Annotated in this window: 16 protein-coding genes and 1 pseudogene; 12 read left to right on the top strand and 5 right to left on the bottom strand. The window is 71.2% G+C overall.

Features of this window, described 5'->3' with window-relative positions:
* The first annotated feature begins 45 nt into the window (after positions 1–45).
* From ACK1X7_RS11625 to ACK1X7_RS11610, 4 genes are read left to right on the top strand one after another with little or no spacing between them, the layout of a single operon-like run.
* Positions 46–1,443, top strand: a complete 1,398-nt coding sequence (locus tag ACK1X7_RS11625) for a nucleotidyltransferase family protein (RefSeq protein ID WP_413115062.1) — start codon at positions 46–48, stop codon at positions 1,441–1,443.
* On the top strand, positions 1,440–2,435 hold the full coding sequence (locus ACK1X7_RS11620; protein ID WP_078640443.1) for a hypothetical protein: 996 nt from the start codon (positions 1,440–1,442) through the stop codon (positions 2,433–2,435). Before ACK1X7_RS11625 ends, ACK1X7_RS11620 begins: the two co-directional genes overlap by 4 nt.
* Complete coding sequence (locus tag ACK1X7_RS11615) at positions 2,432–2,938, top strand: hypothetical protein (protein ID WP_078640442.1); 507 nt, start codon at positions 2,432–2,434, stop codon at positions 2,936–2,938. Before ACK1X7_RS11620 ends, ACK1X7_RS11615 begins: the two co-directional genes overlap by 4 nt.
* On the top strand, positions 2,938–3,945 hold the full coding sequence (locus ACK1X7_RS11610) for a pyridoxal phosphate-dependent aminotransferase (protein ID WP_413115061.1): 1,008 nt from the start codon (positions 2,938–2,940) through the stop codon (positions 3,943–3,945). Before ACK1X7_RS11615 ends, ACK1X7_RS11610 begins: the two co-directional genes overlap by 1 nt.
* Positions 3,946–3,960: 15 nt before the next feature.
* Here the strand turns inward: ACK1X7_RS11610 and ACK1X7_RS11605 are convergent, their stop codons facing one another.
* A complete protein-coding gene (locus tag ACK1X7_RS11605; protein WP_078640440.1) occupies positions 3,961–4,332 on the bottom strand; it encodes an inorganic pyrophosphatase in 372 nt (123 codons plus the stop codon).
* Positions 4,325–4,576, bottom strand: coding sequence for a phosphopantetheine-binding protein (locus ACK1X7_RS11600; protein ID WP_059148728.1), 252 nt, complete (start codon positions 4,574–4,576; stop codon positions 4,325–4,327). The genes ACK1X7_RS11605 and ACK1X7_RS11600 overlap by 8 nt, the downstream gene beginning before the upstream one ends.
* Positions 4,577–5,436: 860 nt before the next feature.
* Here ACK1X7_RS11600 and ACK1X7_RS11595 point away from each other — a divergent pair.
* The 8 genes from ACK1X7_RS11595 to ACK1X7_RS11560 all read left to right on the top strand — a co-directional run bounded on the left by ACK1X7_RS11595 (position 5,437) and on the right by ACK1X7_RS11560 (position 16,163).
* Entirely contained in the window at positions 5,437–5,910 is a 474-nt protein-coding gene (locus ACK1X7_RS11595) for a hypothetical protein (protein WP_125756106.1), read from the top strand.
* A complete protein-coding gene (locus ACK1X7_RS11590) occupies positions 5,910–7,418 on the top strand; it encodes a class I adenylate-forming enzyme family protein (RefSeq protein ID WP_078640438.1) in 1,509 nt (502 codons plus the stop codon). The genes ACK1X7_RS11595 and ACK1X7_RS11590 overlap by 1 nt, the downstream gene beginning before the upstream one ends.
* Positions 7,415–8,677 (top strand): type III PLP-dependent enzyme, encoded by a 1,263-nt coding sequence (locus tag ACK1X7_RS11585; RefSeq protein WP_413115060.1) that lies wholly within the window; start codon positions 7,415–7,417, stop codon positions 8,675–8,677. The genes ACK1X7_RS11590 and ACK1X7_RS11585 overlap by 4 nt, the downstream gene beginning before the upstream one ends.
* Positions 8,670–9,872, top strand: a complete 1,203-nt coding sequence (locus ACK1X7_RS11580; protein ID WP_413115059.1) for an acyl-CoA dehydrogenase family protein — start codon at positions 8,670–8,672, stop codon at positions 9,870–9,872. Before ACK1X7_RS11585 ends, ACK1X7_RS11580 begins: the two co-directional genes overlap by 8 nt.
* Positions 9,873–10,194: 322 nt before the next feature.
* Positions 10,195–12,135 (top strand): condensation domain-containing protein, encoded by a 1,941-nt coding sequence (locus ACK1X7_RS11575; RefSeq protein WP_398161497.1) that lies wholly within the window; start codon positions 10,195–10,197, stop codon positions 12,133–12,135.
* Between the two features lie 151 nt (positions 12,136–12,286).
* Positions 12,287–14,191: an ABC transporter ATP-binding protein gene (locus ACK1X7_RS11570; protein WP_385142772.1), complete on the top strand. Its 1,905-nt coding sequence runs from the start codon at positions 12,287–12,289 to the stop codon at positions 14,189–14,191.
* The gene (locus ACK1X7_RS11565) at positions 14,188–16,017 is read left to right on the top strand and encodes an ABC transporter ATP-binding protein (protein WP_413115058.1); all 1,830 of its coding nucleotides are present in this window, start codon (positions 14,188–14,190) and stop codon (positions 16,015–16,017) included. The genes ACK1X7_RS11570 and ACK1X7_RS11565 overlap by 4 nt, the downstream gene beginning before the upstream one ends.
* On the top strand, positions 16,014–16,163 hold the full coding sequence (locus ACK1X7_RS11560; RefSeq protein ID WP_390793906.1) for a hypothetical protein: 150 nt from the start codon (positions 16,014–16,016) through the stop codon (positions 16,161–16,163). The genes ACK1X7_RS11565 and ACK1X7_RS11560 overlap by 4 nt, the downstream gene beginning before the upstream one ends.
* A gap of 603 nt (positions 16,164–16,766) precedes the next feature.
* Here the strand turns inward: ACK1X7_RS11560 and ACK1X7_RS11555 are convergent.
* From ACK1X7_RS11555 to ACK1X7_RS11545, 3 genes and pseudogenes are all read right to left on the bottom strand, one after another.
* Positions 16,767–18,638, bottom strand: a complete 1,872-nt coding sequence (locus ACK1X7_RS11555; protein WP_413115057.1) for an AfsR/SARP family transcriptional regulator — start codon at positions 18,636–18,638, stop codon at positions 16,767–16,769.
* Between the two features lie 422 nt (positions 18,639–19,060).
* Positions 19,061–19,270 (bottom strand): annotated as a pseudogene (locus ACK1X7_RS11550) (ATP-binding cassette domain-containing protein); the annotation flags it as partial.
* A 408-nt stretch (positions 19,271–19,678) separates the two neighbouring features.
* Entirely contained in the window at positions 19,679–20,362 is a 684-nt protein-coding gene (locus ACK1X7_RS11545) for a Gfo/Idh/MocA family protein (RefSeq protein ID WP_390793908.1), read from the bottom strand.
* Positions 20,363–20,375 lie beyond the last annotated feature (13 nt).

The following is a 20,375-nucleotide window of genomic DNA, read 5'->3' as shown; positions in this document are numbered from 1 at the left end:
CCCCCGTCCGGCCGTGCAGAGCCCTGACCCCGCCAGGAGACCACCATGCCCGATACCCGTGTCCCGGCCGCCTTTCCGGAACTGCAGATGGGAGTCCTCGTCCCGGCGTCGCCCATCGCGGAGACACTCGACCGGATCGCCTCGCTGGTCCGTCGGGGCGAGCGCCCGCTGGACCGCGTCGCCGACGTGATCCGGCGCAACCGGGTCGTACTGATCGCCGCGGACCATCTCGCCACCGCGTCGGACGGCGCTGAACTCGCCCGGGAACTCGAGCCCTTCGTCGCCGAGCGGATCAGGCGCGCCGCCGCGCAGGACGCCGCGACCGGGTTGCTCGACCGCCTCGGAACCGAACTCGGTATCCCGGTATGGGGCATCAAGGGCCTTTCCAGCCGGGCCGACTACCCGGAGCCGAAGCTGCGCGAACTGCGCGACGCGGACGTCTGCGTCGCCGGGGCCGAGGAGGCACTGGCGCTCGCCGACCGGCTGCGGCGACACGGTTACCGCACGGACCATGGCGAACTGCCGTGGATCAAACAGACCACGGACCGCAGGCCCTACGGGCAGTACAAACTCACGGGCCCGAGCGGATTCGCCGCCGTGGACATCCACTTCGGCCCCGGCTACTCCACGGGCCACTGCGGCCTGCTGCCGCTGCCCGCGCCGACCGAACCGGGCCTGCGCCCGCTGCCTCAGGTCGCGAATCTGCGGCCGATGCTGGGCAACAGCGGCGGAGACGTGCACATCACCCTCAAGGACGTCAACGACCTCTGGGTCGCGGCCCGGACGCTCGGCCCGGCCGAGGTCGGCGCACTCGCGGCCGACGCCAGGACCGCTGTGCTGGGCGGGCACCTGGCCGACATCGCACGCGTCGTCCTGGAGATCACCCGCACCGATGCCGGCCAGCGGGAGGTGCTGGAGGCCCTGATCGCGGCAGGTCCGAGGCGCGCCGCCCGGCCGGTGGTCGCCACCGGCCTGATGGCCCGCACCGCGCCCGTCCGTGTGCTGCGCACCACCGGCCGGGCCTTCGGGCAGGCCGGCGCGCACACCCGTTCGCTCCCGGCCCGCGCGGGTGCGGTGCTCGGCGCCCTCGCCTTCTACGCTCTGCCCACCCGTCCGCGGGTGGTCGCCGCGCCCGCGCTGTCGCGGCGGCCCGCACCGTGGCGCTGCGTGCGGCTGGTCCCGCTCGAACTGGCCCGCACGCTTGACCGCGAGGGCACGGACGCGGGCGACCGGTGGCCCGGCGACCGGCTCACGCCGGCCGCGGCCCCCACCACGCCCGCTTCCGACGCCGAAGACCGCACCGGGTCCGGCGCACCGGAGGGCGGGCTGCGCTGGTCGGCCGGCCACCGGACGCTGACCTACGGCTCTTCCGTCTTCGTCTCGACGGTGTGGGGCGTACTGCCGCGCGCGGTGGTCCGTGCCACCGGGAAGGCGGGCCGATGACCGGCACCGTACGGCTCCGGCCGCCGGACGCCGGGCAGGCGCTCGCCACCGTTGGCCTGACCGCCGGCCGGATCACCGCGCTGGTGGACGAGGGGAAGGCGCACGGGCCCCGCTACCTCGTCGGTTCACTCGCCTCCGGGTTCGGTAACGCCCGCAGCGACGTCGATGTGCACGTCCTGGTGGACGGGCTGGAACAACCCGTCGGATCCCGGCTGCACCATGTGGGCGACACGACCGTGGATGTGGAGCTGTTCCCCGCGCAGTGGCCCGCGCGCGAGGTGGCGCGTCTGAGCGGCGTCCCGGTCGCCGACCTGCCCTTCGGGCGGGTCGCCCTGGACCCCGCGGTGCGGGGCTCCCAACGGCGCTGGCTCTGCCGCTGGGTGCACGCCGTGCCGCTGGACGCCGGGACCGGGGCGCTCTTCTCCGAGGAGGAGGTCCGGGCGCTGCTGCCCGCAATCGTCCGGCAGGCCCTTGACCGTGCCCTGGTGGACGCCGCCGTCGCACTCCTTGCCGACCGTGCCACCCGGGAGGGGGCGGACGGGTGGACCGCGCAGGCGTCGGGCTACTTGTGGAACCGCGCGGCGCGCGGCGTCCTGGAGGTGCACTGCCGGGCCGCAGGCGATGTGACCACGGGGGAGAAGTGGCTGCCCGCCCGGGTGCGACGGCTCGGGCTGCCGCTGCCGCTGCCGGACCCGGGACCGCCCGCCGACGGCGGCGCCGGACTGCTCGCCCGGCTCGCCTGGACGCCTTCCGGTGTACTGGAAGCGGTCCGCGTCCGCCCCGCCGAGGGGCTGCGCCGGGCCGACCTGGCCGGGCGCGGCTTCCTGGTCAACCGGCACGACCGCTTGTTCACTGAGTGGCTGGAGGCCGAGGGCCCCCTCGCGCGGGTGCTGGGGGAGCACTCGCCGGGACGGCTGCTGGACGCCTTTCGGCGTGCCCAGCTGGACCTGGTGGCCGATCCCGACGTGGTGCGGGGGAGGCTGCAGCCGTGACTGTTTTCTCTTCGGATGACGGGATCGACGGCCTGTGGCTCGGGACGCACGGAGCCAACGGCGCCTGGCGGTATGCCCGTTCGGTCGACCCCACGCTGGAGGACATCGAGGCGGCGCGGGCCACGGGCGCCTGGGACCTGTGCGTCGAGGCATGCGCCAAGGCGCTGTACGCGATCCTCGTGTGCCACTGTTCCCTGGACGGGATGCAGGGAGTGCCCGAGCGGGAGCACCTGCACGCGCTTATCGCCTCCTCCGGCCATCCCGTGGCGGCAGCCCTGCGCGCCCTGCCCCTCTCCTACCGGGCCACCGAAGCCGACGCCGAGCGTGCGCACGCGGCCGTCGACGAGCAGGACGCCGTGCTCCGCGCACGGCTGCCGTTCGAGTTGCCGGTGATCCGGCAGGCCGGACGGCACGCGGCCACCGTGCGGGTCACCGCGCAGATCGGTCGCTTCCGGTCCGCGCGCGGGCTCGGGGCGCTGGACTGGGACCGTTCGGGGCTGTGATGCACGATCTGACCGGAGCCCCGTACCGGTGGCCGGACGACCTGGCGGAGCTGTGGCGGCGCTGCCTTCGGCGGGCGGCCTGTGATCCGGGCTGGGACGCCCGGCCGCCCTGGCAGGGCGATCCCGAGTTGCGGGCCGCGCTGGGCGCCGTGCTCGGACTGTCCGTGGCGGCGGGCGGGCCGCTCGTCAGCTCGGGAATCCGCCCTCTGGTGGCGCCGTTCGCCCTCTTGGGACGCAGAGTCGTGGTGGAAAGGCCCAGCTTCCTCGGAGTCGTCACGGCCTTCGAACGGTGCGGTGCCCGGGTGCTCCAGGCGGATCTGAGGGAGGCGTTGCGCATCGCCCGGCCCGCCCGCGAGCACCTGCTGTGGATCACCTCGCCCTGGCGCAACCCCGACGGCTGGAGCCTGGACCGGGCGGCCGCCGACCGCCTGGCCGGCTTCGTCGCCGACGGCGGAGTCCTGGTGCAGAATGAGACGTACCGGTTCTTCACCCCTCCTGGGCTCCGTGCGGAGGGCCTGCGGGTGCCGGGCGCGTTCGTCGCTGGGTCGATGACCAAAGCTGCCGGGCCGTGGGCCCGGCTGGGCTGGCTGCACGGTCACACGGTGCCGCCCCAGGTCGAGGCACACCTGCGGGCCGCTGCCCCGCCGGCGGTATGGCAGCGGGCCTGGGCCCGCTTCGCCGCGGACGGGGGTGTCGAGCGGCTGCTGGAGCGCTGCCGGGCGGTGGCCGCCCTCACCGCCCACGCCTCGGCCGTGTCCGGCACCCGGCAGCACGGCGGCGCCAGCGTGCTGGTACGGCTCGGCATCGAGGAGCCGGTGGACCACCTGCTGCGGGAGCACGGCCTGCGCGTGGGCGACGGACAGGACTTCGGGGCCCCGGCCGGGACGGTACGCCTGTGCTTCCTGGGCTGCCCGGCCGACTGCGACCACCGTGCGCTCGGCCTCCTGCCCTACCCGGACGCACACCGGGCCGGGGCACTGCCGCAACGGCAGGACACCGGCCCCTGAGGCCGCGCTCCGGGCCTACCGACGGGGCACCAGCAGTCCGCCGATCTCCAGTACGTCGTTGAGCAGGTGGTGCACCTGCTCGATCTCCTGGGGGGAGCAGTCCAGCAGGATCTTCACCTCGACGTCCCGCTTGAGCAGGTCGGCGGTCAGGAAAACGCCGACCACGCCGGCGTCCGACGCGTCGCCGACGAAGACGTCCGCCCCGTCGCCGTCACCGCCGGTGGTCCCTTCCAGATACCCGTAGTGGACGGGATAGACGGCTTCGGGGACGCGCGGGTGGCGCGATCCCTTCGGCCGGTCGACGACCAGCTCGGCCGAGGCGACCAACTCGTCGAGGTGGGCGAAGAACCCTGTCCCGCCTCCTGTCGCACCCTCCTGCTCAGCCATGGACGTTTTCCTTTCCGGCCACCAGGTCAGTAATGCTCTTCAGCGTCTCGAAGTTCTCGAAATTCAGCTCGTCGTCTTCGAAGATGATGTCGAAATCCTCCTCGATGCGGAGAGTCAGCTCGACGCTGAGCAGCGAGTTGAGACCGTGATGGGAGAGGATGTCCAGATCTCCGATGCCTTGGGCGTCGCCGAGTAGTTCACCGACCCGTGCGCGCACGATATCGGTGACCTCGCACCTGTCCATGAGTTCGCCTTTCGCGTTCCGGTGACGACTCGAATCGTCGCAGAATCCATTCCACTTTTCCAGTGCCGAGTCGCACGGAAACACCTCTATGGGAAAGGCGGCACAATTCGGCTGATGTCCGGTCGGGAGCGGGAGGCGTCCTGTGCCGTTCCGGCCGGAGCGCCGCCCGAACCCGTCAGGTCCGGGCTGCGGACTGAGGGGGCCGCTCGACGCCGGTGCCTTCGGAGCGTCCTGTCCGGATGACTCGCCGTCCCAGCGCCGGACACCGCGCCGCTCGCTCGCCGGGCCGTCTCCGCACGCCCGTGGGCCTGTCGGCGCCTGTCGCCGCAACGGATCCGACCTGACCGTGCACGACTACGGATCCCCCGCGGCAGGGACTCCCTTCCGGTGCGCGGGACTTCACCTCGGAGGCCGCCGACGCCTTCACCGCCGCGGCGCGGAACGGGGGGCGGACTCCGCAGGGACGCTGATCGATCGGAGATCGGAAATAGATCCGGCGGTCTTAAATTGAGGGAGAAGGGCATGGCAGCCCGCCCCGATCCGGTATTCGCGTATACCTGCCCGAATCCCATGTCTGAGGAGTCATGTACCCAGCCGCCATTCCGGAGACAGCGGTGGAGGACACCGGGACGCCGGCGGAATCCGAGGCCTCACCGAATTTCAGGGACCGATTCCTTCACGCCCGGGCGACGGGCGCGCGCGGCGCCCCTCCGGAATTCGGGATGTCCGTGGACGCCGCGGAATCCCGCCTGCGGCGCCGAGACACGGTCCGGGACAGGCATGGAGGGCCTGCGGAGCGCAGGCCGCCGCGGAAGGCAGCGCGGGCCCCCCTCGTCACGCTGCGGGGGCCGCGGGTCCCGGTGCGTCCGCAGACGCGGACCACCGGCTACACCGTCGCGTGCCCGGCCGCGGTCTTTGCCCTGCACGGGGTGATCGTCTCCGTCCGGCAACCGCGCGAGGCCCGCCGGATCCCGGACGGCGCCCGGGACCTCGGGGTCCGCCACCGGGGCGTGTGCTCCGTCCCGAAGGCACTGCGCGGACTGCCGCCGGGCGCGCTCCCGCTCCGGAACTTCAGCCACTTCGTAGTGCCGGACCGAATCGACGGCCGACGAGTGCATCCGGCCGATCCACAGTCCTGCCGGGCCGACACCCTTATGCGCGGGCCCGGAACCACCCTGGTTGTCATCGCGCACCGCCTCACCGCCGTCGAGGACACCGGCCGGATCGTCGTGCTCGACGAGGGCCGCGTCGTGCAGGCGGGGCGGCACGACGCGTCACCAGCGCACGACGGCCCCTGCCGCTCTTCGGTCCGGCCGGGCGGGGAGGGCGAGTGATGACGGACGTCGTTCCCACCACACCGGCGGCCCCCGGCATCCCCGTCGACCTGGTGACCGTCCTCGACCGGGCCGCCCGTCTGCACGGTCCGCGCCCCGCGGTGCGTGACGCCTTTGGATCCTGGACCTGGAGCCGGCTCTCCGCCGCCAGTTGGACGGTCGCAAGGAGACTCGCCGAGCACGGCGTCGAACCGGGCGGCAGGGTGCTCTCGGTGCTGCCGCCGGGCCGGGAGTTCGCCGCGCTGCTCTTCGGCGTGCTGCGGGCCGGGTGCTCCCTCGTCCCGGCCCGCCCGGCGAGCAGCGACTTCGAACTCTCCCACCTGCTGGCCGACGCACGGCCCGTGCTCGTGGCGACCGCCGACAGACCGGTCCCGGCCGCCGGCGGTGCCGCGGTCCGCGTCTCCACCCTGCTACGCGACGGTGTCCGCCCCGCCGCCGCCCCCGAGCCCCGCCACCAGGTCGGAGCGTCGGACGAGGCGCTGCTGCTCTACACCTCCGGCTCCACCGGACGCCCCAAGGGCATCGTCTGCCCTCACCGGGCGGTGGTCTTCGCCGCACGCGCCATTGCCGAGCGCCTCGGCTACCAACCGCAGGACGTCGTCTGGAACCGGTTGCCGCTCTCCTTCGACTACGGGCTCTACCAGCTCTTCCTCTGCGCACTCGCCGGCGCCGAACTGGTGCTGCCGCCGGGGGAGATGTCCGCGGGCGAGCTGGCGCGGCTGCGTGAGGGCGGCGCCACCGTGCTGCCCCTGGTCCCTGCCCTCGGTGTCACGCTGGCCCGGCTCGCACGGCGCGACCCGCGCCCCACCCGGGTGCGGCTGCTGACCAACACCGGCGCGGCCCTCGTCGGCGCCGACGCCGCCCGGGTCCGCGCCGTGTTCCCCGGCAGCTCCCTCGTGTGCATGTACGGGATGACCGAGTGCAAGCGCATCACCATCGCCGACCCCGACGAAGACCTGACGCACCCGGGCACCGTCGGCCGGGCCTTGCCGGGCACCCGGCTGTTCGTCGTCAACGAGCACGGCCGCCCGCAACCGCCAGGCACCGCCGGCCAGATCGTATCGGCGGGTCCGCACGTCATGGCCGGTTACCGGAACGCCCCCGAGGAGACCGCGCACCGCTTCGGCCCGGCCCCGGACGGCGACGGCACGGCCGTCTACACGGGCGACACGGGCCGGATCGATCCGGACGGGCGGCTGTACTTCCTCGGCAGGAGCGACGACATCTTCAAGCACCGTGGCTGGCGGATGAGCACCCTGGAGCTGGAGACGGCTCTGCTGGACGTTCCGGGGGTGAGGGCCGCCGCCACGGCGCCGCCCGACGCCGCCGGCGTACTGACCGTCTGGGCGGTCACGGATCTCGCGGCGCACGAGGTGCTGCGGGCACTGGTGGAGCGACTTGGCGCCGCGCGGGCGCCGGACCGCTGCGTCGTGCTGGCGGAGCTGCCTCGTACGGCCCACGGGAAGGTGGACCGTGTGGCGCTGCGCACAGGGGGGTGGCAGCGATGAGCCGCCCCGGGTACACCGTGATGCCCGACCTGCTCAGCCGGATCGCCCAGGATTACGGCACACCGGCATACGTCTACGAACTGGCCGCGGTGAGCGTCGCGGCCGCGACGCTCACCGCGGATCTGCCCGTCCCCAGCGGCTTGATGTACTCGCTGAAGGCGAATCCGCATCCGGCGGTCGTCGGCCGGCTGGTCACCGGTGGCAACGGTGCGGAGGTCAGCTCACCCGGCGAACTCGCAGCCGCCCTCGATGCCGGCTGCTCACCAGAAAAGATCATGTACACCGGACCGGGCAAGGATTTCCAGCACCTGGTCGGGGCCCTGACGGCCGGGGTGCGCTGTTTCTCGGTGGAGTCGCTGGTCGACCGGGACCGGCTGGCCGACGCCTGCCACATGCTGGGTGTCCACGCCGAATACCTCGTACGGCTCAACACCCCCCGAGGCAGCGCGCGCGGCGCCCTGCGCATGACCGGGCGGCCCACCGCGTTCGGCACCGACCTGGCCAACCGGCAGGAGATCGCCGCACTGCTGCGGGCCCGCGGCCGGGTCCGCCCCGTGGGCACCCACACCTTCAGCGCCACCAACGTCGACGAGCCCGCCGCGCTGCTCCAGGAGTTCCGCAGCGCCCTCGCCGCCGTCCGTACCGTGTGCGGCGCGGCAGAGTTCGCCCCGCGACTGCTCGCACTCGGCGGTGGGTTTCCAGCACCCATGGCACGGCCGGGCGCGCTGGCCCGCCATCCGGACCTCGCTGCGGGCCTCAAGGGTGAGCTGGACACGGCATTCCCGGGCTGGCGCCGGGGCAGGCCGCGTATCCTCTTCGAGTCGGGCCGCTACCTGACGGCCACCGCCGGCACCCTGCTCACCAGGATCCTGGACGTCAAGGCATCCGGCGGCCGGACCTTCGTGGTGCTGGACGCCGGGGTGCACGTGCTCGGCGGGATGGCCGGCCTCGGCCGCCTGATGGCGCCCAGTGCCCAGCCCTTCACCGTTGGCGGGAGCGGCGCCGGCGAGGAGACGGCGGTGACGCTGGCCGGCCCGCTGTGCACCCCGCTGGACGTGCTCAACGCCTCGGCCCGCCTGGTCGATCCGCGGCCGGGGCAGTTGCTCGCCGTGCCCAACACCGGCGCCTACGGCCCGACCGCCAGTCTGCTCGGCTTCCTGAGCCACACTGGCCCGGTCGAGGTCGTCGTCGAGGGCGCCCGGATCCACAGCGCCCGCCGCCTGGTCATCAGCTCGGAGAAAGTGACTCCCCTTGTCTGAGTCCCGCACCCGCCCCATCCCCGCCCGACCGGCCTGCGACGGCAGGACGCAGGACAACCTGGACGCGCTGGTCGCCCTGCTCGCGGTCAACGCCGCGGGCGTCGACCGCACCGCATGCTTCCCTGAGGAGAACCTCGCGGCCCTGCGCAGTGCGGGCTACCTCGGCTTCCTGATACCCCGCCGGTACGGAGGCATGGGCCGCGACCTGGCCGACCTGGTCACGGTGGCGCAGTGCCTCGCCGGAGCCTGCCTCTCCACGGCGATGATCTGGGCGATGCACTGCCAGCAGGCCGACGTGCTGGTCCGACACGCCGGCCCGCGTCTGGCCGCGGAGTTGCTGCCGCGGGTGGCCGCCGGCGAGGTGTATTTGGCCTCCGTCACCACCGGGACGGTGACCGGAGGCCACCTGCTCTCCGCGGCCGACGCTCTGGAGCGCGGCATCGAGGAGGAGATCCTGCTGCGGCGCGAGGCCCCGGTGGTCACCGGAGGAGAGCACGCCGACGGCTTCCTGATCACCATGCGCGAGACGGCCCACGCGGACGGGCACGCGGTCAGCCTGGTCTACGCCGACCGCGACGCGCTCACGGTCGAGGCAACCGGCGGTTGGAACACCCTGGGGATGCGGGGCACGGCCAGCGGGGCGCTGAAACTCTCCGGCGCGGTGCCCCCGGACCAGGTCGTCGGGCCGCCCGGTGGCTTCCGGGAGGTCGCCCTGGACAGCATGATCCCGGTGGGACACCTGGCCTGGAGCGCCTGCTGGCTCGGCGCCGCCCGCTCCTCCTTCTCCGCCCTGCTGCGCTGGCTCAGCAGGGAGCAGCGCGACCGCCTCTCCTCGCCCCTGGTGCACGAGCGCCTCGGCCGGATAAGGCTCGACCTGGAACTGGTCAGCGGATACCTCGGCGGGGTGCGCCAAGAGGTGGAGCGAGTACGCGCCGACCGGTCCCGGCCGGACTCCGCCGAGGTGCAGATCCACCTCAACTCCCTGAAGACAGCCGCTTCGGAGCTGACCTATCAGGCGGTCGACCGCATGGTGCAGCTCGCTGGACTGGCGGTCGGCTACGGCGCGGACTCGCCCGTCCCACTGGAGCGGACGCTGCGGGATCTGCGTTCCGCCGCGCTGAACTACTCCAACGACCGCTTGTGGACGGCCAACGGAGCGCTGTGCCTGCTCGACCGCGGCGTCACGTTGCTGTGAACCCGCCTGAGGCGGATACGCCGGCGTTCCGCAGCGCCGACTGCGCTGTGCCGCTCTCGACCCGGACCGGGCGATGCCCGGCCCGGAAAGAGGAACGCGACAGTTCCCCGCACAGGTCCGCGCCCACGTCGAGCACGTCTTTGCCCGTACGAAGGCCGGCAGACCGGCAGGACCGGACATCTCGTGAACGTCGTGGATTTTCGTGTGCGCTGCTCTTGTCGAAAGGAGAAAAATGACTCGCCGGCAGGACTCCATGAGTAGGGAACCGCATATGTCGTCTCCTGCCGAGGGGGTTCGAGTCCCTCTGATGTGGTCTCAGGAGATGTACTGGTACCAGTATCATCTCCCCCTCCCCGTCGTCGACAGCGCGAAGATTCCGCTTACCATCCGGATACCGGGACCGGGCGCCTCGGAAAAGTCGGTGGTCGATGCCGTACGAAACCTGATGTTCCGGCACGAGGCCCTGCGGACCCTTTATCCGACCGACTGCTCCGGTGTCCCCTTTCAACTGGTACTCGATCGATTCGAGGATCCTCTTCCGGTCCGTCGGGACGGCGACGGGCCGGAAGAGGTCGAGGTAGTCTTTCATGCCCTCTTCGACCCGCCTATGGATCAGTCCGCGGATCTCCCGCTCCGCTTGGGATTCACGATGGAGAACCAACGCGTAAAAACGCTCGTACTGCTGCTGAACCACATCTCGGCTGATGGGGCGAGCCTCTCTGTCGTACGAGCGGAACTGGAAAGGGATCTTGGCCTCTCCTCGCGGAGTGCGGGCCCTCGGGCAGCCGCTGAACGGCGACAGGTGAAGGTGCAGCCGTCGTCGCTCGCACGGCAGCAGGAATCAGGCATGCGCGATGCACGGAATGACAGGGCCCTGCGACACTGCGAGGATGTTCTGTCCTCCGCGCCGGCGGCGCAGTTTCCCCGCTTTCGTTCCACCGCGGGCGCGTACCCGCATGCGGAGGCCGGGAATCGCTACCAGCGGTCGTCCCTTCGGTCCTCTCGACTCCTCCTGGCCCTGCGAAAAACGGACAGGAAATCCGGATCCAGTGTGTCCTCCATGCTGTCCACCATATTCTCCGTAGCTGTCGCCGCGCTCTCTGGAAACCCCAGGGTCGTCTTCAGAACCAACTTTTCAAACCGGTTCCAGGAGCTTGAGAACTCGGTCGGTTGCTTTTTCCAGGAGGCGCTGGTCTCTGTGAACCCATTACCGGACGTCACCATCGGCGAGCTGATGACCGAAACCGAGCATCGCACTCTCGTAGGAGCCAGGCATGCACAGTACTCATATCTGCGGTTCCGGGACCTGAAAGCGCGAGTGGAGGCACAGCGCGGTCACCCGATCCGGCTGGGCACGATCATCAACTGCAGCAGCCGATTCAAGGAGGCGCTGCAGGGCCCCGGCATCCCGACCCACCCCGCAGAGGTCCGGCCGAGTTCCATCAAGAGGCTTGAGTGCCTGTGGCGCGATGAATACACCGATCTCTGCCTGAGGAGCTACCCGAAGGACGGAGAAGCGATCCTGGACCTCATCGGACACCGGACCGTGATCGGGCAGGACCAGATCGACAGGATGCTGACCGGGATGGAACGGTTCCTGATGGCCTGGGCGGACGAACCGGACCTGGCGAACACAACGGTGACGGAGGTGGTGGAGCGTTTCAGACTACCGGTCTCACACTACGGCGAGGGCTGGGTCCACATTGATCACAGCTGGGTGAACACGTCCGAACTGGAGCGATTGATCCGCACGGTCGAGGGGGTCGAAGCTGCTTCGGTCCGCGTCGCGGAACGCCCCCCACGTGAACATGCCCTCGTTGCCCGGCTCGTCGGCGAGCCGGGCAGGCAGGCGGAAGTGCGAGCTCGCATCCTGGCCGCGCTGCGTGAGGAAACGGACCTCATCTGCCCGCATGAGTTCGAATGGCGCGACAGGCCGCTGGAACCCGGCGCCTCGCTGCCCACCGACATCGCGCCCGGCACAGCCACCGCGTCCGCCGTCCACCGCGACTCGGACCGTCGGACCGCCGGGACGGGCGACCGGGCGCTGACGACAGCCCTGTTGGCGGCCATGGACGACGCCGAGGTCGATCTGGATCTTTCTTACGCGCAACAGGGAGGAACCGCCGTCATGGCACCAGCAGTGGTGAAGCATCTCGCGTCGCTGGGATTCGCGGGACCCACCCCGGACGATCTGCTGGGACCGTGGCCCCTGCGTGCTGTGGCGGAGCTCTGTGCCCCGCACCGGGAATCGCTCGGCCGATGAGTACCACGACTGCCGGCACAGAGCCCTCTCCGGCCCACCTTCCCGGACCGTCGGACGACGTCACGGACTGGCGAACCCGTCGGTGGACGGCTTCGCAACGAGAACGCCCGTCTCCGACGGGTACGGATCCTCTGGGGGACGGTTGAACAGGATGTCCACCGATCGAGGTGCGGGCGGGACGACACCCCTCACCAAGTCCCTGCTCACAGACCGTCTCGACCTTCTGCGGCTCTCCGCAGCCGACCGCCGTGTCAGCGGTCTCCTCGTCCTGGTCCACCTGTGGGCGGCGGCGGTGCCCGCGCTCACCGCGGTGGCCACCGGTTGGCTGGTGGCCGGACTCACCGGCGCCGCCACCGGGCGGGAAACCGTCTCGGCAGTGGCGTGGCCGCTGATCGCCGTCTCCGCGCTGCTGGTGGCCGACGAGATCCTCACCTCGCTGGGCAGAACCCTGGAGCAGTACAACGCCGGACGCATCGACGCGCGTATACGGCGTCGGGTCCGTCGCCTGGCCATGGCACCGTCGAGCATGGCGCACCTGGAGGACCCGGTCTTCGCCGATGAAGCCGCACGTGCCTCGGACGTCGGCGAGGGCCGGGTCCGATCACCGGGAACCGCGGCGGTGGGCCAACTCCGTCTGTGCTTCCGCTTTCTAGGGGCGCTGGGCTCCGCCGCCGTGATCGCCGTGTCCTTCTCTCCTTGGCTCGCCGTCGTCCTGCTGGTGGTCTGCGCCGTCAACCGGGCGCTGATCCGGCGCTGGTGGGTGCACCTCGCCGAGGTGCGCGACGAGCGCGAGAGCATGCGGCGCCGGGCGGAGTACTGGAGTGATGTCGCCTCGACCGGGCCGGCCGCCAAGGAGGTCCGTCTTTTCGGCCTGCACGAGTGGGTGGTCCGGCGGCGTACTCACGAACTGCTGGCCTGGGCGGAAACGATCTGGTCGGCTCGCCGTGAGATCCTGCGTCAGCAAGGCTGGATCGCTCTGCTGGCAGCGATCGCCGCCGGCTCCGCGCTGCTCCTGCCGGGGCTGGCCGCCGCGCGCGGCGACCTTTCCGTCAGCGCCTTGATGACTGTGATCGTTGCCGCATGGGGCGTCTTCCAGATCGCCTCCATGGGGCGCGAGGCATTCGACATCGAGTACGGCCTCGGCGCGGTCCGCGCGCTGGAGCGTCTGAACACCACGCAACACGGGATCGCCACGTCCGCCGGCACCGATGTCCAGCAGGCCGGCGAGCCGTCGGCCACCCCGGAAGAGGGTGCCCCGGCGACTCTGCGCACCGAAGGGCTCGTCTTCGCCTACCCCGGCAGTCAGCACCGGGTCATCGACGGTCTTGACCTGACCGTCCGTTCCGGCGAAGTGCTGGCACTGGTCGGGCACAACGGCGTCGGCAAGACCACCCTGATCAAACTGCTGTCCGGCCTTTACCTCCCGACCGCCGGCCGTCTGCTGGTCGACGGACGGCCCCTGGACGCGGCGGGGGCGTCGGCGTGGCGCAAGCGCGTCGCGGTCGTCTTCCAGGACTTCAACCGCTATCCGCTCTCGCTCGCTGACAACATCGCCCTCTCGGCGCCCGAACACCGCCACGACAAGGAGGGGATCCGAGCCGCCGCGCGCCGCGCCGGCGTCGACGTCCTCGCCGACCGGAGTCCCGACGGCTATGACACTTTGCTCAGCGCCGACCGCACCGGCGGCACGGATCTTTCCGGCGGCCAGTGGCAGCGCGTCGCGATCGCGCGCGCCGTCTTTGCCGTCGAACACGGCCGGGACCTGCTGGTCCTGGACGAGCCGACGGCCCACCTGGACGTCCATGCGGAGGCCCGCTTCTACCGTCAGGTCGTCGCCGAGGTCACCGGGGCGACGGTGGTGCTCATCTCGCACCGCCTGTCGACGGTGCGTCAGGCGGACCGGATCGTCCTCCTGGAGGCTGGGCAGGTCACCGAGCAGGGCACCCATCGCGAACTGCTGGACGACGGCGGTGAGTACGCCCGCCTCTTCAGGATCCAGGCCGCCCGTTTCACCGACACCGGGCCCCGCACCGGAGAGAAGGAAGCCGCACGATGAGTGCGAAGAGCTCCGCAGGCGCGGCGAGGTCCGGGTCTGGCACCCTGCGGACCGCGCGCCACACCTTCGCCCTGGCATGGCGTATCGACCCTCCTGTGGTGGGCGTGGTCGTCGCCCTCTCCCTCGCCCAGACGGGCGCGGTCGCGGCCACGGGCCTGAGCCAGCGCCGGGTCGTCGACGCGGCGCAGAGCGCCGGTGGGCATCCGCTCGGTGCCCTGGTCCTAGCTGTCCTGATCGGGGTGGCCGGTCATGTCACCGCCGCGGCGGGCAACCGCGTCCGGTACAACTACCAGCACGACCTCACCGACCGCGTGGACCTCGAGGTGAACCGGGAGATCCTCACCGCCACCGCCTCCATCCCCACCCTTGAGCACCTCGAACGTCCCGGCTACCTCAACCGCCTTGAGCTGCTGCGCCGCCAGACCGGCGCACTGGCCGGCTCCTGCTGGTCCCTGAGCGACACCGCGATCGACGTGATCAGCGCCGGGCTGTCGGTGTGGCTCCTGGCCGGTGTCCACCCGGCCCTCGCCGTCCTGGCGCTGCTTGCGTTCCCCCCGTTGTGGGCGGCCGAGCGGGCCAAACGCAGCCTTGCCGCGGCCCGTGCCGCCACGGCCGAGGACCAGCGTCTCGAGGACCGGATCCACCGCATGTTCCTGACACCCGAAACGGGTAAGGAGATCTACCTGGCCGGAGCCGGTGCCGTCCTGGACGAGACCGCCCACGCCGCCCGCACCCGCGCGGTCACCGTCGTCCTCAAGGCCCGGCTCGGGGCGATCGGCTGGCAGCTCACCGGCTGGGTCTGCTATGCGGCCGGGTTCATCGCAGCCCTGGTCCTCACCACCTGGCTGGTCGCCCGGGACGCGGCCTCGCTCGGGGATCTGATGCTGGTCATCACTCTGGGCACCCAGCTGCGTCTCCAGATCCGCGGCACCGTCTCCGGCTACTCCCGCGTCGCCGAGGCCGGCGACACCACCGGCCACTACATGTGGCTGCTGGCCTACGCTCGCCGGCAGCGGCCCACCGGTACCCACCTTGTCCCTCACATGCCGGAGGACGGCATCCAGGTGCAGGACGTCGCCTTCACCTACCCCGGTTCGCAGGAGCCGGTCCTGTCCGGGGTGAACCTCACGCTGCGGCCCGGATCCACCATCGCCGTAGTAGGGGTGAACGGTGCGGGCAAGACCACCCTGATCAAACTGCTGAGCGGGATGTACGCGCCCACCGCAGGGAGGATCGAGGTCGGCGGCGTTCCGCTGGACGAACTGGACACCATGGCCTGGCGCCGCCGTCTCACCGGCGCCTTCCAGGACTTCGTCCGTTTTCAGCTGCCCGTCCGTCACACCGTGGGGATCGGCGATCCGGACGCGATGGACGACCGGGAGGAGGTGGCCCGTGCAGTGCACGAGGCAGGGGCCGACCCGATCATCAACCGGTTGCCCGACGGCCTGGACACCCAACTGGGCACGGTCTACGGAGGAGCGGAACTCTCCCAGGGGCAGTGGCAACGCCTGGCCCTGGCACGCGCCCTGATGCGCCGACACCCGCTGCTGCTCGTACTGGACGAACCCACCGCCGCCCTCGACCCGCTGGCCGAGCACGAACTGTACGAACTGTTCATGCGGCAGGCGGGTGCGGACCCCGGCCGGATCACCCTCCTGGTCTCCCATCGCTTCTCCACCGTTCGGGGAGCCGACCACATCGTGGTCCTGCACGGCGGCCGCGTCAGCGAACAGGGCACCCATGCCGAGCTACTGGTCGCAGGCGGCCACTACGCGGAGCTGTACAGGACTCAGGCCGAGGCCTATCAGGAGGAGGGCGGCCGATGAGAAGGGCTCAGGAGCAGCCCTGTGAACCAGCCCTCACGTTCCGCAGGGACACCCAGCCGTTCCTGGGCACCGCCCGCGCCCTGCGACGTCGCACGCACACTGCGGATCTCGCGGCGCGGCTGCGGCGATCCCACCTCGCGGCGTGAGCCGGTTGGAATGCGGTGGCGTGTCTCCCGGCCTCCCACCAGTCCGATGACCGGGCACCGCACCGGGGCCTTGAGCCACACGAACGCCCCCGCTCGGCCACCTGTCCAATCGGCGGTCCGGCCGTAGGGGCGAACGGGTCGGGAGCGGGGCTGGTGTCGTAGGGTTCCCTCGCCTCTTCTTCGTGGCCCTGCACGGGCTTTCGCGCCGTGGCATCCGCCTCGGCCCGGACGCGTTGCGGCGGCTGGCGGGGCCTGCTCCCGGCGGCCCTCTTCGGACCGGACCCCGGACCCCGGACAGCCGCCGGCCGCGGTATGCACGGGGCGCTCCGTACGTGGGCCTTCGGTACCCGGCCGCAACGAGGCGTGCCCGCCGGCCTCCTGCCCGGCCGACGTCGCAGTCCGGGGGACTGACGCGGTCGCGGTCGCACGCAACAGCGTTCATCCGCACGAGCAGTTGGAGGACTTCCTCGCGGTGTTCGCCACCACAGGTGGGGGCTGCGGGCCACGCTGCGTGCGACGGAGACCGTTTCGTCCGTACGGACCGGTCCGGGAACCTGCGATGGCGCCCACGCCCGCGGGCCCCGGCACCTTCGGGGGCCACCGTCATTCCGGCCGGGACACGACGTACGTGGTCCGCCGCGAGGCGGCGGACAAGGCGGGCACCGTGCGAAGTTTCGCGGTCTCCTCCGCCCGTGTGTGATGGCGGGCGAAGCGGCGGACCAGGGGGTGCATGGTGTAGCTGCCGGGCGTCGCGGGTTCCAGCAGCACCGCGTCCACGAGCGCCTCGAGGAGGTCCTCCGTCGCGAACCGGTCCGCGTGGAGCACCGTCGCGGCGGCGGAGACCGTGATCTGCTCACCCGTGCCCCTCGCGAGCAGCCGCAGGGCGCGTGCCTGCTCCGACGGTAACCTACGGTAGCCCGGTTCCAGGGCGTTGCTCACGGAGAGTCCGCCCACCTGCAGTTCCGCGACGGTACGCCGCTCGTTGCCGAGCCGCTCGCCCATGACGGCGAGGGACCAGTCCGGACGGGCCGCCAAACGGGTCGCCAGGATGCGCAGCGCCAGCGGCAGCCCGCCGCAGGCCTCGGTGAGGAGCAACGCCTCGTCGGGTTCCCGCTCCAGCCGGTGCCGCCCGAGGGTCCGGCCGAGCAGTTCCAATGCCTCGTGGTGACTGAAGGAACGCAGTCCCAGCTGGCGGGTGAGCGGCAGCCCGGCCAGCCGCGCGCGGTGGGTGACGACCACGGCGCAGCTGGACGACCCCGGCAGCAGGTCCCGCACCTGGTCCGCATCGCGTGCATCGTCCAGCACCAGGAGCATCTTCCTGCCGTCCAGCAGGGAGCGGAACATCCGACAGCGGGCTGCCGTGCCAGCAGGCACCGCTTCCACGCCCAGTGCGGACAGGAACCCCGCCAGCACCTCACTGCTGTGCGCCGGACGGTCGCCGGTGCCCCTCAGGCCCCAGAACAACTGGCCGTCGGGATAGGCGTCGCGCACTCGGTGCGCCACGTGCACAGCCAGCACGCTCTTGCCCACCCCACTCATACCGGTGAGCGAGACGACGGCCGGCGCGCTGCCCCGGCTCCCGGTCAGCAGCTCGCACAACTCGTCGATCTCGGCAGTCCGGCCGGTGAAGTCCGGCAGGTCGGGCGGCAGTTGCGCGGGGACGAGACGGGCCGAGCCGGGCGGCGTCACCGTCACCGTCTCGGTGACGGTCGCCGGAAGCAGGTCCCCCTGCAGAATCCGCTGGTGAAGCTCCGTCAGCTGGGGACCGGGTTCGAGACCGTACTCCTCCACCAGAAGGGCGCGGGTCGCGTTGAACACGGCCAGGGCGTCGGCCTGGCGTCCCGCCGCGTACAGGGCCCGCATCAGCAGGCCGTGCAGCCGTTCGCGAAGGGGATACGCGTCGGCCAGTTCCCGTAAGCGCAATATGGTCATCTGGTGGCGGCCACGGGCGAGGTCGAGTTCCAGTTGCTCTTCGGTGACGGTCAGGCGCAGTTCGGAGAGCCTGTCACGCTGCCGTTCGGCGAAGGGGCCCGGCACGCCGGCCAGCGGATTGCCGCGCCACAGGTCCATGGCTTCGTCGAGTATGTCGCTTGCCGTGTCGGACTGCCCGGCGAGCCGCAGCCGCAGGGCTTTCTTCAGCATCGCCTCCGCACGGTTGGCGTCCACGGCGGATGCGTCGATGTCCAGGCGGTAGCCATCCCCCACGGAGAGCAGCTCGTGCGCGGGCGAGCCCTCGCTGCCCAGGAGGCCGCGCAGCCGCCAGATGTGGGTCCGGATGCTGCGTACGGCCGCGGCGGGGGGCTCCTCGCCCCACAGCGCCTTGACGAGTTGGGTCATCGACACGGCATGGCCCGCCAGCAGTAGGAGAACCAGCAAAGTGCCCTGCTGCTGCGGTGCCCCCAGCCGGGGCAGCTCCGTGCCGTCCCGATAGGCGCGCATCTCGCCGAGTACGTCGAATCCAAGCCCGGGGATCAATCCAACCTCCTGAGGAGAAACGGTACGGCCGCCTCGAAGGCGGTGGTCCGTCCCCCACACCACAGCCAGAGAACCCAGACGACTTTTACTGCCCATGCGAACAGCCGCAACACCAAACAACACCAAACCCACGCCCCCCATCGGCGGCGCGGTCGCCCCGGGTTGGGGTACCGTCGCAGGCCGCCTTCCCGGACTTTTATCGATGCCGGGGAGGGCGGATGGCCATCTGGTCGTCCGCTCGGTGTGTCGACGAGGTTCCGCACGTCCGTGGCCGTGACCAGCACCGTGCGAACGGCGTGCGACGGCGTCGGACGGGGACAGGACCCGGGCGGCGCCCTGGCAGTCGCCGCGGTGAGAGGGAAGTCAGGTACCGGTGCATGGCGCCGCTCAGGCGTCGCGGTCAGGGCAATGCCACTGCCTGGTCCGGCCATGCAGTGCATGAGCGTGGACTTGCCGGATCCCGAAGGTCCCATGATTGCTGTGAATTCGGTCTGCCGGAACCCGACAGAGACGCTGTCCAGGGCGACCACCTGGGTCTCGCCCTGTCCGTAGACCTTGGTCAGGGCCGTTGCGCGGGCCGCGGCCACGGCAGGGCGGGCCGTGGTGGGAGCGCTGGAGGGGAAGGCGGTCACGATGAAGTGCTCCTGTCGTATGGGGTCGTTGGACCGGAAGATGCCGAGGGCCCGCCGAGGTGGATCAACGGGATTTCGCTGTGGCTTCCATCGTCTGTGCCGGCGAAATCTCAGACATCCGACCGCATGCCCGTTACTGCTCCGGCCTTGAGTCGAAGACGGGCGTTGCTGGGTAGTCCTCAAGAAGGAGAGACCCCCGCCCTGAGTCGATGAACTGGCCAAACCTCAATGAGCTGCCACGGGACAGGACCGAACGTTTCATCGCCGAGTGTCGGTGGAAACAGATACGGCTCGGCGCCCGCACGACCGCTGCCTGGTGGGAGGCGGCGGGGCAGGAGCTGCCGCGCAGCCGGTTCGGGGTCCGGCAGCCCGGTGGCGCTCTTCGTTGTCCAGGGGGTCACCGGATCGTCAGTTGTTCGCGGACGTCCAGCGCCGCCCAGACCGCGCGGCCTGGGACACGGCCGCCATCAGGTCGGTATTGTGCCGCGCGTGGGCGAAATCGGGTGCGGACCGGCTGCCCGTCTGCAGGTCGCGAACCAGACATGCGTAGAGTTCGGCTACGTTCAGCGCGGGGCTTGCGGTGGTGGCAGGAGCCGCGGGCTTGTCGGGGGCGGCGAAGGAGATGCTGGAGGCCAGGCTGAGGTCCCCGCCTTGCACTCCGTAGAGGGTGCCGCCGGTGAGCGTGAGCCATCCGTCGGTGCCGCGCAGTTCGAACCGGAAGTCCGCGTCCTCGGGCGGCACACCGCCGACGACATCGGCGGTCACGATCGCTCCTGTCGTGGTCCGGGCCAGGACATCGACATGGTCGGGTACTTCCCTGCGTGCCTGTCCACCTGTGTCGAGGAGCTGGGGGTGCGGCCACAGAGTTTCGGTGCGGGCGTCCACCGCGGTGATCTCGCCGAGCACACCCTCGACGAGGTCGAGGGTGTGGCCGGCGGTGATCGTCAGCAGGGAAGCGCCGGACTCCTCCTTCTCGAAGTACTCGTACGCTGAGGTGCTCGCCGCTCCGAAGGCGGACGAGGTCGACACGACCCGCGCGTTGAGCGGTCGTCCGATGCGGCCCTCGGCGATGATCTGGGCTGCACGCCGCACCGTGTGCCGCTCG

This window comes from Streptomyces sp. CY-1, assembly GCF_047218265.1.
Lineage (GTDB): Bacteria > Actinomycetota > Actinomycetes > Streptomycetales > Streptomycetaceae > Streptomyces > Streptomyces niphimycinicus.
This window is presented reverse-complemented; position numbering and strand designations above follow the sequence as displayed.